The sequence below is a fragment of the Bombilactobacillus mellis genome (genome assembly GCF_000967245.1).
Lineage (GTDB): Bacteria > Bacillota > Bacilli > Lactobacillales > Lactobacillaceae > Bombilactobacillus > Bombilactobacillus mellis.
Genome location: NZ_KQ033878.1, coordinates 201992 through 214782, shown reverse-complemented (window position 1 = coordinate 214782; position 12791 = coordinate 201992). Strand labels below are relative to the sequence as shown.

10 protein-coding genes are annotated in these 12791 nt (G+C 37.3%); 9 read left to right on the top strand and 1 reads right to left on the bottom strand.

The annotated features are described in order from the left end of the window. Positions 1-99: 99 nt before the first annotated feature. Complete coding sequence (rpsD, locus tag JG29_RS05225; protein WP_045922911.1) at positions 100-711, bottom strand: 30S ribosomal protein S4; 612 nt, start codon at positions 709-711, stop codon at positions 100-102. 328 nt (positions 712-1039) lie between these two features. On the opposite strand from rpsD, the gene JG29_RS05220 reads away from it, so the two are divergent. The 9 genes from JG29_RS05220 (at position 1040) to mreD (ending at position 12784) form a co-directional block, all read left to right on the top strand. Then, the gene (locus JG29_RS05220) at positions 1040-2728 is read left to right on the top strand and encodes a septation ring formation regulator EzrA (protein WP_198139897.1); all 1689 of its coding nucleotides are present in this window, start codon (positions 1040-1042) and stop codon (positions 2726-2728) included. Between the two features lie 136 nt (positions 2729-2864). Then, positions 2865-4010, top strand: coding sequence for a cysteine desulfurase family protein (locus JG29_RS05215; protein WP_045922909.1), 1146 nt, complete (start codon positions 2865-2867; stop codon positions 4008-4010). A gap of 12 nt (positions 4011-4022) precedes the next feature. Continuing rightward, positions 4023-5240, top strand: coding sequence for a tRNA uracil 4-sulfurtransferase ThiI (thiI, locus tag JG29_RS05210; RefSeq protein WP_045922908.1), 1218 nt, complete (start codon positions 4023-4025; stop codon positions 5238-5240). A 323-nt stretch (positions 5241-5563) separates the two neighbouring features. Further along, on the top strand, positions 5564-8203 hold the full coding sequence (locus tag JG29_RS05205) for a valine--tRNA ligase (RefSeq protein ID WP_045922907.1): 2640 nt from the start codon (positions 5564-5566) through the stop codon (positions 8201-8203). Between the two features lie 73 nt (positions 8204-8276). Then, positions 8277-9572, top strand: a complete 1296-nt coding sequence (locus tag JG29_RS05200) for a bifunctional folylpolyglutamate synthase/dihydrofolate synthase (protein WP_045922906.1) — start codon at positions 8277-8279, stop codon at positions 9570-9572. 57 nt (positions 9573-9629) lie between these two features. After that, positions 9630-10277: a RadC family protein gene (gene radC, locus JG29_RS05195; RefSeq protein ID WP_045922905.1), complete on the top strand. Its 648-nt coding sequence runs from the start codon at positions 9630-9632 to the stop codon at positions 10275-10277. A gap of 80 nt (positions 10278-10357) precedes the next feature. Then, entirely contained in the window at positions 10358-11359 is a 1002-nt protein-coding gene (locus tag JG29_RS05190; protein ID WP_045922904.1) for a rod shape-determining protein, read from the top strand. A gap of 44 nt (positions 11360-11403) precedes the next feature. Continuing rightward, the gene (gene mreC, locus JG29_RS05185) at positions 11404-12264 is read left to right on the top strand and encodes a rod shape-determining protein MreC (protein ID WP_045922903.1); all 861 of its coding nucleotides are present in this window, start codon (positions 11404-11406) and stop codon (positions 12262-12264) included. Next, positions 12248-12784, top strand: coding sequence for a rod shape-determining protein MreD (mreD, locus tag JG29_RS05180; protein WP_084232595.1), 537 nt, complete (start codon positions 12248-12250; stop codon positions 12782-12784). The genes mreC and mreD overlap by 17 nt, the downstream gene beginning before the upstream one ends. Positions 12785-12791: the final 7 nt, after the last annotated feature.

Below are 12791 nucleotides of genomic sequence, written 5' to 3'. Positions count from 1 at the left end.
AAAAATTAATTATCTATTATATTCATAGATTACAATAAATTTGTTAATGATGATAAAAGAAAAGCAACCCGAAGGTTGCTTTGCTCAAAAAATTCTTTATTAAAGAATTTGATTGTAGAATTCAACAACAAGTGATTCATCAATTTCTGGTTCTAATTCATCCCGTTGAGGTAATCGAATTAATTTACCAGTCATGGTATTTTCGTCGAATTCAACAAATGGTGGTCGGCCAACATTTGCTTCTAAAGCATCTTTAACAATTTGTAAGTCTTTAGAACGTTGACGCAGACTAATTTCTTGTCCAGGTTTAACTTCATAAGAAGGAATATCTACTCGGTGACCATCTACCAAAATATGTCCATGGTTGACTAACTGACGAGCTTGAGCTCGGGTTACTGCCCAGCCTAAACGGTAAACAACACTGTCTAATCTGGACTCTAAAAGAGCCATAAAGTTTTCACCGTGCTTACCTTGACGAATCTTACCTGCGCGTAAGAAAGTATTTCTAAATTGACGTTCATTCAAACCGTACATTAAACGTAATTTTTGCTTTTCCCGCAATTGCGTACCATATTCTGATAACTTATTCCGGTTATTTTGACCATGTTGGCCCGGAGCATAAGGACGACGGGCTAATTCTTTACCAGTTCCTGAAAGAGAAATACCCAAACGCCGTGATTTTTTCCAAGTTGGACCTGTATAACGTGACATAAAATTCCTCCAATAATCTAGTTGTTGGAGTAAAATAATTAACTCTATGAGTTCAACATTCGTGCAGTCACTGTTGCCATTTTCACCTTTTGCAGCCGCAGGTTACTCAATTGGACTTTTTAAGCCAGCGACTGTTGACGAGCTTGTCACTCACTGCTGCAATTATTTTACACATGTAACACATTACTTCTTTCATGACAAAATGTCAATTGGGAGGTGGAGAAACTTTTAACTCTTTCTTAAAAGTCAATAGTACTTTTCTTTGTTATACTAAACTTTAGATAAGTAACAATAAGGGGTGCTGAGTTTGACTATTATAATAGTTCTTGTGCTAATTATAATTATTCTGGCAGTGATTAGCGGTTTATTCTATTATCATAAGCAAAATAATGATTTAGTTGAACAATTAACTAAGCGCTTAGATTTATTTCAACAAGATAATATTGAAGAAATGATTGATCAAATTGCTGATACAAAATTAGCCGGGGCAACGTTAAATGATTTTAAAAAAGATAAAAACGCTTATTTGCAAATAATAAAAAAACAGCTGCCACAAATGCAGGCTCAACTCCTTGATTATGCCGAAAAAAATGCTAACTTGCAGGTCTGGAGTGTTCATCGTGAATTAAAGTCCTTGAATCAAAAGTCCTTGCAGCAGGAAAAACTACTAAAAAAATTAAAAAACTCATTAAGTAATTTATTTGATCATATTCAAAAAAATCAAGCAGACTTTAATAAAGTTGAGCAAAAGGCAAAAAAATTACAAACACAACTACAAAGTAATATGGTTCATTATCAAGAAGCTTATGCGCCGCTGCAAGATCAATTAGCTCAGATTACCCAGCAATTACCCCAAATTAATGAATTAGTTGTTACCGGTGATGCCTTAAAAGCTCATCAATTATTAGAACAGCAGCAGGTTAATCTAAGTAAATTTCAGACTATATCTGAACAAGTACTAGAGCGCGGTATTAATTTAGAAACGGATTTTAAACCCGAGATCAAAGAGCTGGAAAAGGCCGCCCAAAAACTGCAAATAGCAAGAATTAATTTAGAAGATCCCCAAATCAATACGGAACTGGATAATATTAAAGCGCAAATCAAAGAACTCAAGGATTTGCTGGCCCAGTTAAAAGTTACTGACTTTGATCAACTGGAACAAAATATTAATGAACGCTTGAATTATCTTTATGATCGGATTTCTCAAGAATGGAGCGCTCAGAAAAAAGTCCAAAAGTCACAATTAGTATTAGCTGATTTTATTCAACATGCTCGCCGGCAAAATCGTTTATTATCACAAAATATTAGTCGTTTAAAAAAACATTATGTAATTAATGATGATGATCAACAATTGGCTTTATCCAGTCAGCAAAAAATTGAACAAATATCTCAACATTATCAAGAATTAGTCAAAGCAATGAAGCAGCCGCAAGGAGTTATTTTTTCTAAAATTTGGCATGATTTTCAGCAGGCTTCCCAGCAACTCAAAGAAATCGAACAGGAGCAAAAACGGATTGCTGAAAGTTTTGATGGCCTTTATCAAGGTGAAAGTGTCGGCTGGGATAATCTACAGCAGATTTCGCAGCATTTGCATCAATTAAAACATAAGCTGGATGTAATGCGACTACCGGGACTACCCGAAAAGTACCGCAATAATTACCAAATGGTTTCTGATGAAGCCCAAAGTTTGCAACAGTTGTTACAAACTCGGCCCGTTAATGTGGAAGAAGTAACGAAACAAATTTTTGTAGTTCAGGAAGATTTAAATAATTTGGAACAGCAAACCCAAAATCTATGGGCTGATGCCCAAATAACGGGACGGTTACTGCAATATGCTAATCGCTATGTGGAAAATCATCCTAAAATTCAACAGGCGGCTAATCTGTCTCAAGATCTGTACGATCAACAGTTTAATTATCATCAAGCACGTTTAAATATTTCTCAAGCTTTAGAACAAGTTGAACCCGGGGCAGCTCAAAGAATTAGTGATTTATATTATGCAGAAAACAAAGATTGACTAGTCTCAATTAATTAAGATTTGTGAGTGAATGATAAATATAGAGTTTATCTGTCAAATTGTTATTTGATAGATAAACATTTTTATTTTCATTTTTCTAAATAAACGTTATGATGTTATGTTGGAGAGTGAAGTAATGATTTATTTTGATAATAGTGCAACAACGTTAATCGATCCATCAGTTTTAAAGACTTATGAAAAAGTAAGCCAAGATTTTTGGGGGAATCCCTCCAGCCTTCATAGTTTGGGTGATCGGGCCCAGCAAATTTTGCAGATGGCACGTCAACAAATCGCCGATATTTTAAATTGCCAGCCAGGTGAAATCTATTTTACCAGCGGTGGTTCAGAAGGCGATAATTGGGTAATTAAGGGAACAGCTCTGGAAAAAAGGCAATTTGGTAATCATATAATCGCTACCAGTATTGAACATCCGGCCGTTACTAATTCCTTGCAGCAATTAGAAAAATTAGGTTTTGAAGTGACTTATTTACCGGTAGATCGGACAGGACATATTAACCCAGACGATGTGCGGGCTGCTTTAAGACCCGAGACTATTTTAGTAACAATTATGGCGGTTAATAATGAAGTAGGAGCAATTCAACCTCTTAAAGAAGTAGCCGAAATCTTAAAAGCCTATCCCAGTGTTCATTTTCACGTGGATGCTGTCCAAGCAGTAGGAAAGAATTTGGGCTTTTTGTTGCGGGAAGATCGGATTGATTTTATGACTTTTTCGGGGCATAAATTCCATGCTCCTCGAGGTACCGGCTTTATCTATGCGAAAAAAGGCCGTCGCTTGGCCGCTTTAATTAACGGTGGTGGACAGGAGAACAATTGGCGCAGTGGCACTGAAAATACACCAGCCATTGTAGCGATGGCGCGGGCTTTAAGGTTAGCTACAACAGATGAATCCCAAAAAGCGCAAAAACAAAATCAAATACGACAATTACTTTATAAGCATTTACAAAAATTAGATAATGTTGTTATTTTTTCCCAACTAGGAACTGATTTTGCGCCGCATATTCTCTGTTTTGCAATTCCAGGTGTTCGTGGCGAAACGATTGTACATGCATTTGAGCAGGAGGGAATTTATCTTTCCACCACCAGTGCCTGTTCTTCTCGCAGCAGTGCCGAGTCGGTGACTTTAGCAGCCATGCATGTTCCGGATAAAATTGCTACAAGTGCGGTGCGTGTTAGTTTGGATAGTACCAATACACTTGAAGAAATGCAGGAATTTATTAAAACTTTAGATAAGATTTATCAACACTTTCAAGTGTTAAATTAAAGAGGTTAATTAATGAAATATACTGAAATCATGATTCGTTACGGGGAGTTGTCCACAAAAGGCAAAAATCGGCGCAGTTTTATTGACCGTTTGCACGGCAATGTGGCTAAGGTTTTACAAGATTTTCCCGATTTACGTATTCACCCGAAACGAGATCGCATGCATATTAATTTAAATGGCACAGATGCACAGGCAGTAATGGATCGCTTACAGGTGGTTTTTGGAATTCAAAATTACTCTCCAGCCGTTCGCGTGGCTAAAGATTTAGAAATTATTAAACAGACCGCCTTACAAATGGTGCAGGAACAATATGATGGAAAGCAAACCTTTAAAATCACTACGAAGCGCGCTGATCATGAATTTGCTTATGATACTAATCAAATTAATCTCGCCGTAGGAGATTATGTTAGTGATCATCTGCCCGCTATTAAAGCGGAAATGCGCCGTCCGGATATTAAAATTAAAATCGAAGTCCGGTTTGATGGCGCTTATCTCTCAAGTAAAACCTATCCCGGCGCAGGGGGCTTACCAGTAGGAACTGCTGGTAAAGCTTCGTTAATGCTTTCCGGTGGGATTGATTCACCTATTGCGGGTTATTTAGCCATGAAAAGAGGAGTAGAAGTGGAGATGATTCACTTTTATAGTCCTCCTTATACCAGTGTTCATGCCTTGCAGAAGGCCCAAGATTTGACTGTGCGATTAGCCCAATATGCAGGCAATATTCAGTTTATTCAGGTGCCTTTTACTGAAATTCAAGAAACAATAAAAAAACAAGTTCCGGAAGGTTATCTAATGACGGTGCAACGGCGATTAATGTTACGTTTAGCCGATATAATTACTAAAGAACGTCATGGATTAGCTATTTTTAATGGTGAATCTGTTGGTCAAGTTGCGTCGCAAACCTTAGAAAGTATGGTGGCTATTAATGATGTCACTAATACTCCAATAATTCGTCCGGTGGCGACAATGGATAAAACAGAAATAATTAAAATTGCTGAAAAAATTGGAACTTTTGAGCTTTCAATTCAACCGTTTGAAGACTGCTGTACTATTTTTGCACCTACGCACCCCAAAACAAAACCTAAATTAGATAAGGCCCGTGAATATGAGGCTCAATTAGATCTGAAAGGTTTAATACAACGAGCTGTAGCTGGGATTAAAGTCACTACGATTACTCCTTTTGATCATTATTTAGAAAAGGAAAATCAGGAGATTTCTTCTTTACTATAAAATTATCAAAAAGAGTTGACGTTGCTTGATTTATTTCTTATTATATTAACTAATATTAATAATAAAGTGTTGAACAAGAGGGATTAGCAGATTAATTCTACAGAGAAAACCACCATGGTGAGAGATGGTTCAACTGATTTGTTAATTTGTAGCTTGGGAGCTGTCGTTTTGTGACCGGGATGACCGTTATCGTTGGAGATAAAGTGATAAAAGTCCAGATTTTATTGCTTTAATTTAGGTGGTACCGCGGTTATCCACATTCGTCCTAATTTAATTAGGGCGTTTTTTTATATTAGCGTGAAGAAGAGTGAAGGAGTGATTATATGACCACACAACCAGAAATGTCGACTAAATATGATCATCAAGCAGTAGAAGCAGGTCGTTATCAAAAATGGCTGGAACAAGATTTATTTAAGCCTAATGGTAATCCTGAAGCTAAGCCTTATTCCATAGTTATTCCACCACCCAATGTTACAGGTAAATTACATTTGGGTCATGCTTGGGATACTACGATTCAGGATATTTTGATTCGTCAAAAACGTATGCAAGGCTATGATACTTTGTATTTGCCAGGTATGGATCATGCCGGGATTGCCACCCAAGCCAAAGTGGAGGCTAGACTGCAAAAAGAAGGCAAAACACGGTTTGATCTGGGACGAGAAGCTTTTGTTCAAGAAGTTTGGCGCTGGAAAGATGAATATGCTAAAATTATTCACCAACAATGGGCTAAAATGGGTTTATCCTTAGATTATTCGCGGGAACGTTTTACTTTAGATGCTGGTCTATCTAAAGCAGTTCGGAAAGTATTTGTTGACCTTTATCAACAAGGGCTTATTTATCGCGGTGAATATATTATTAATTGGGATCCCGAATTACAAACGGCGTTATCAGACATTGAAGTAGAACACCAAGATGATCAGGGTGCTTTTTATCATATTAAATATCCTTTGGCTGATGGTTCCGGTGCAGTAGAAATTGCAACTACTCGACCAGAAACCATGCCCGGAGATGTGGCGATTGCCGTTTATCCAGGTGATGAACGTTATCAAGATATCGTAGGAAAAGAAGCAATTTTACCATTATTTGGACGTAAACTACCGATTATTGAAGACCATTATGTAGATCCAAAATTTGGAACAGGTTTAGTTAAAATTACTCCGGCTCATGATCCGAATGATTTTAACGTGGGTAATCGTCATAATCTGCAGCGAATTAACGTTATGAATCCTGACGGTACAATGAATGACAAAGCCGGCAAGTACCAAGGAATGGATCGCTTTGCAGCGCGTAAAGCGATTGTCCGGGATTTGAAAGCTGAAGGCTATTTACTAAAAGAAGAGGCTATCGTTCATAGCGTTGGTCATTCTGAACGTTCTGGAGTCCAGGTAGAACCGAGATTATCGACGCAATGGTTTGTCAAGATGAAGCCGTTGGCAGAAATGACTTTGAAAAATCAAAAAACAGATCAAAAAGTCCACTTTGTTCCGGAACGGTTTGAACATACTTTTGACCAATGGATGGAAAATGTTCATGATTGGGTTATTTCTCGCCAATTATGGTGGGGACATCGGATACCTGCTTGGTATAATAAACAAACTGGTGAAATGTACGTTGGTGAAGAAGCACCGCAAGATATTGCTAATTGGGAACAAGATCCCGATGTTTTGGATACTTGGTTTTCCAGTGCTCTATGGCCATTTTCCACTTTAGGCTGGCCTGATAAAAATTCTAAAGATTTTCAACGATACTTCCCTACTAATGCGTTAGTTACCGGCTACGATATAATTTTCTTTTGGGTAGCGCGGATGATGTTTCAAAGTATTGAATTTACCCATCAAAGGCCATTCGAAAGTGTCATATTACATGGTTTAATGCGCGATGAACAAGGTCGAAAAATGAGTAAGTCTTTGGGCAACGGTATTGATCCCATGGAAGTAATTGATAAATACGGCGTGGATGCTCTACGATGGTTTTTAGTTACGGGCTCAGCTCCCGGACAAGATGCCCGCTTTAGTTATGAAAAAGTCGGGGCAGCTTGGAATTTTATTAATAAAATTTGGAATGCCAGCCGTTTTGTAATTATGAATTTAGCTGACACACCAGCACCGACCACCATACCAACAAATTTAGATTTAGCGGATCAGTGGATTTTGGCGCAATTAAATACTACGGTAGCAGATGTTTTACGACTTTCAGAAAAATATGAATTGGGTGAAGTCGGACGGGCTTTATATAACTTTATCTGGAATGATTTCTGTGATTGGTATATTGAGTTCAGTAAAGCCGTTCTAAATGGTGATGATGAAGCAGCTAAAAAACATAAACGACAAGTTTTAGCTTATGTTTTAGACCAAATTTTGCGTCTTTTGCATCCTATCATGCCGTTTGTTACTGAAAAAATCTGGTTAACTATGCCACACGAAGGCAAATCGCTGGTAGTTGCTGAATATCCGCAAGTACATGAACAACTGGCTAATGCTCAAGCTGTAGCTCAGATGAGAATCTTAATTATGGCGATTAAAGGCATTAGACAAATGCGAGCTGATGCCCATGCGCCATTGTCAAATCCTATTGATATTTTGATTAAAACTCAAAATTCTTCAGTACAGCAGATTTTAACTGCCAATCAAGAATATTTAGAGCAAATGGCTCATCCGAAAAGTTTACAAATATCATCGACAGTCAGTGCACCGAAGTTGGCTTTGACCGCGGTAATTGATGGCGCTCAGATTTTTGTGCCGCTTGCGGAATTAGTTGATATTACAGCCGAGATTCAACGTCAAGAAAAAGAATTAACCAAGCTTCAAAAAGATATCGACTTTGTAAATAATAAATTAAACAACCCGGGTTTTGTAAAAAACGCACCGCAAAAGCTAGTTGAGCAACAGCGAACCAAATTAGATTCTTATAAAAATCGCCGTGATCAAATTAAGGCGCGAATTAGCGAGTTAAAGCAAAATTAAAATAGATCAAGAAAACGGACTGAAAGCTTCATTTTATTCAGTCCGTTTATTGGCTGAAAATAAGAGAGGAAAAATGAACGATTTAAAAAATGCGGCGCAAGCCATTGCCTATATTCACAGTTTGCCTCATTTACACCCAGATAAAAGTTTAAAGTATGTTCAACACGCTTTAAAAAAATTGGGAAATCCCCAACAAAAGCTAAAAACCATTCATGTAACTGGTACAAATGGTAAGGGCAGTGTTTGTTATTATTTAACTAATTTATTGGTAGCTACCGGCTTAAAGGTGGGAACTTTTGCATCACCTTATGTCACAGTCTTTAATGAAAGAATTCAAATTAATGGACAACCAATTAGTGATGCAGACCTATTAGATCTTACACAGCAAATTGCTGCCTTAGTTCAACAAATTCAAGTTCATGATGATACCTTTTGTCTAACGGAATTTGAATTTCTAACTGTTATGATGTTTCAATTCTTTGCTGTGGAAAAGGTGGATTTTGGTGTGATAGAAGTGGGGATTGGCGGAGAATATGATAAAACCAATGTGATCACGCCTGAAGTAGCAATTATTACAAATATAGGTATGGATCATGCTCAATTAATTGGGCCTACTCTAAAAGATATTGCCCACGAAAAGTCTGGTATTATTAAAAGTAAACGCCCGCTAGTCCTGGGGGAAATTCCTGCTAGTGTGCAAGATGTTATAGAGCATAAGGCTCAGGTTATGCAGGCTCCAATCTATCAATATGGGAAGGATTTTCAGATTGAACATGTACAATTAAATTCAGAAGAAGCACTGACTTTTGATTGGCATGATCAACAACAACATTTTCAAGATTTAAAAGTTGCTTCCTTTGCTCCGACCCAGGCTATCGATGCTGCTATTGCTCTTAAAGCCTATTGGTTATTGTTTCCCCAAAAACTAAGTACTGCGGAAATTAAAGCCAGTTTAGCTGCCGCCAGTTTACCTGCACGGACCCAAATTATAAGTCACGATCCTTTAATTATATTGGACGGAGCACATAATTTGCCGGCCATTAAGGCTTTATTGACTAATATAGTGCCCTTAAGACAAAAACGCCGCTTACACATTTTATATGCAGCCATGGTTGATAAAGATCGGACAGCAATTTTACAAGAATTGGCTAACTACGCTGATGACATCATTATTACCACTTTAGATGAAAAACGGGCAGCCAAAAATAGTGATTATTCAGCTTTAACTGCTAAGGAACGTTATATAGCACCTTGGCCGGTAGCTTTTGCGCAGGCAATTACAAGTTTAGATAATGAAAATATCTTAGTAATTTGTGGTTCTTTACATTTTGCCAGTGCAATTTTAGAATTGCTGCAACAAAATGATTAACTCTAAAAAACAGTGAATTTCTGGGTAATTTACCTTGAAAATATTTGAGGTGAAATTATGGAAATTCGGGAAAAAATTAATCATTTTGGTCCGGCCAGTATGACAACAGAACAGTTATTCATGCTGATTATTGGTTCAGGAACTAAGCAATATCCGGTTGAACAGATCGTGCAACAATTAGCCTATAGATCGAAGAATTTTACAGATCTGGCTGCTTTAAATGCGCAAACTCTCTTACAGATTCCGGGAATTGGCCAAGCCAATCAGGGAAGAATTTTGGCTTTATTGGAATTAATGCAGCGTTTAAAGACCTGCCAGTGGCTGCCACTTCAACAACCAGTTGCTAAAAATACAATAGTTCAACACTTAGTAACGAAATATTCCGGTTATCAGCAGGAAGAATTAATGGGCTTCTTCTTAGATGTGAATCAAAGCCTTTTAGCTGAAAAAATTTTATTTCGGGGTACCTTAACGATGGCGACAGTTCATCCCCGGGAAATAATTAAAACCGCCTTAATGTTACCCTGTGTTAGTTTAGTGATTGCGCATAATCATCCGAGCGGCAATTTAGCACCTTCTCAAGCTGATTTAATGTTTACTCAGCGGTTACAATCTTGTTGTCAATTGTTTAATCTTAATTTGTTAGATCATTTAATTATTGGTCAAGATGATTTTTTGAGTTTTCAGGACCGCGGATTGCTGTAATTATTATTTTTAATTAAATTTTTCTATGATATAATCAAAGAGATAGTTTAAGTACGCTTTTAGTTTAAGGAGATAGTGTCTTGTTTGGAATGCGATCACGAAATATTGGAATAGATTTGGGGACAGCCAATACAATTGTTTATGTTGATGGTAAAGGGATTGTTTTAAGAGAACCCTCAGTAGTGGCAAAAAAGGTGGCAACAGGAGAAGTCGTTGCTGTAGGAGAACAAGCACGGGCAATGATTGGCCGTACTCCCGGTAGTATTAAAGCTATTAGACCCATGAAAGATGGAGTAATTGCTGATTATGATACTACTGCTGCCATGATGCAATATTTTCTGAAGAAAGCCGTCGGCAATGCGAAACCTTCAGTAATGGTTTGTGTTCCTAGCGGTGTCACAGAAGTAGAAAAAAGAGCTGTGATTGAAGCAGCCCAGCATGCAGGAGCTCGGGATGCTTACTTAATTGAAGAGCCGTTTGCAGCTGCTATTGGAGCGGGGCTGCCGGTAATGGATCCGACTGGAAGTATGGTCGCTGATATTGGCGGTGGAACTACAGATGTTGCAACTATTTCTTTAGGGGGAATTGTTTCTAGCCGCTCTATCAGAATGGCAGGCGATAAATTTGATGAGTCTATTATTGCCTATATCCGTCAAGAATTTAATCTATTGATTGGTGAAAGAACAGCGGAACAACTCAAAATGGAAATTGGTTCAGCCTCAATTGAAAAAGCTGCAGAATTACCCGGTATGAGTATTCGTGGTCGTGATTTAGTATCCGGATTACCTAAAACAGTTGATTTAAAAGCTGAAGATGTAGCCAAATCAATTCATGAAGATATTGAAGAAATTGTTAATGCTATTAAAGAAACTTTGGAAGAGACATCTCCGGAAATTGCTGCTGATGTAATTGATCATGGAATTGTCTTAACTGGAGGTGGAGCTTTACTCAAGAATTTAGCAGAAGTAATTTCCGATTCAACTAAAGTTCCAGTTTTTGTGGCCCAAGATCCTTTAGATTGTGTGGCTATCGGCACTGGTGAATCTTTAAAAAATCTTGACGTTATCAAAAAGCACCGCTAAAGAAGTGGGGGAGCCCCCGCTTTTTTACTTTAATGGAGGGTTTCATGCATAACTTTTTTTCCAATAAAAAGTTAATTATTATTATGGTAGTGGTGATTTTAGTAGTTTCTATGATTACCGCCTCTTTAACTTTAGGGCAGAAAAAATCACAACCAGCTTTGATTCATCAAGCAGCTAATGATGGCCTAGGATTAATTGGTAGTGTCGTATCGGCACCAATCAATGGGGTGCGTGATATTGGTGATAATGTTCATAGCTTATTTACCACTTATCAAGAAAATCGTCGTTTGAAGGCTAATATAGATGATTTAGCTCAAACTAAGGCCCAAATTAATGCTTTAAAAAAAGAAAATAAAGAATTAAAGCAATTAGTAAAATTAAATAAAACACTAACTGATTATCATCAAATGACCGCTTCTGTTACATCACGTTCGCCTAATAATTGGCAGAATTATCTGATTATTAACAAGGGAGCTTTAGCCGGTGTTAAAAAGGACATGCCGGTAATGGCAGGTTCGGGCTTAATTGGACGCATAGTAGAGGTCAATCAAACTAATTCGAAAGTCAGTCTCATTTCTACTGATAAGTCTTTAAGTAATAAATTTGCAGTGGAAGTGACTAAAGAAGACGGAACCAATACGAGCGGCATTATTGGTCGTTATGATAAAGAACATAATCTCTTAGTTATGACTAATGTGGCTGCACCTGATAAAATTAAAGCGGGGCAGCTGGTAATTACTTCTGGTTTAGGCGGCTTGACCCCACGTGGTTTATATGTCGGTAAAGTAGTCAGCATAAAAAAAGATGATTATGGGTTGGCTTCCTCGATTTTTATTAAACCGGCAACCGATCTAAATAATTTTACAGTTGTAACAGTGATTAGTCGAGATGTTAGACATGGGTAAAATAAAAAGTGTAACCGCAAAGTATTGGGGACAGCTGATTTTGTTATTGGTGGGCTTTTTTTTAGATGGTTCTTTAAAGAGTGTTTTACCATTATTAAACAGGTCTTTTTTTCAGGTTTCAGTCCAAATTTTATTGATGCTACTGATTCTAATGGTATTACACAATTCTGATCATGATAATCAGTTATTCTGGTTTAGCCTTCTTTTAGGAGTTTTATATGATTCCTATTATTCGCGTATTTTTGGACTATACACGGTTATATTTCCTTTAACAGTTTTATGTACCAGAAGTGTCCGCCAATATGTTACGGAATCTGTGATCTTTGAGTGGAGTACTTATTTTATAGCATTAACGGCTTCTTTAATTTATTTGTATATCATCGGATCATTTTTACATTTAACCATGGTTAATGGCACCCACTTTATTACTGACTGGTTAGGACCAACTTTATTAGTTAATTCACTAGTTTTTATAATATTGTATTGGCCTGTAACTAAAATTATTGGTTGGCTGCAATAATTGGTCA

Excerpts from the sequence above, each read along its gene's own strand:
- rpsD (WP_045922911.1), bottom strand. The coding sequence starts at position 711 with ATGTCACGTTATACAGGTCCAACTTGGAAAAAATCACGGCGTTTGGGT.
- JG29_RS05215 (WP_045922909.1), top strand. The coding sequence starts at position 2,865 with ATGATTTATTTTGATAATAGTGCAACAACGTTAATCGATCCATCAGTT.
- thiI (WP_045922908.1), top strand. The coding sequence starts at position 4,023 with ATGAAATATACTGAAATCATGATTCGTTACGGGGAGTTGTCCACAAAA.
- JG29_RS05205 (WP_045922907.1), top strand. The coding sequence starts at position 5,564 with ATGACCACACAACCAGAAATGTCGACTAAATATGATCATCAAGCAGTA.
- JG29_RS05200 (WP_045922906.1), top strand. The coding sequence starts at position 8,277 with ATGAACGATTTAAAAAATGCGGCGCAAGCCATTGCCTATATTCACAGT.
- radC (WP_045922905.1), top strand. The coding sequence starts at position 9,630 with ATGGAAATTCGGGAAAAAATTAATCATTTTGGTCCGGCCAGTATGACA.
- mreC (WP_045922903.1), top strand. The coding sequence starts at position 11,404 with ATGCATAACTTTTTTTCCAATAAAAAGTTAATTATTATTATGGTAGTG.
- mreD (WP_084232595.1), top strand. The coding sequence starts at position 12,248 with ATGTTAGACATGGGTAAAATAAAAAGTGTAACCGCAAAGTATTGGGGA.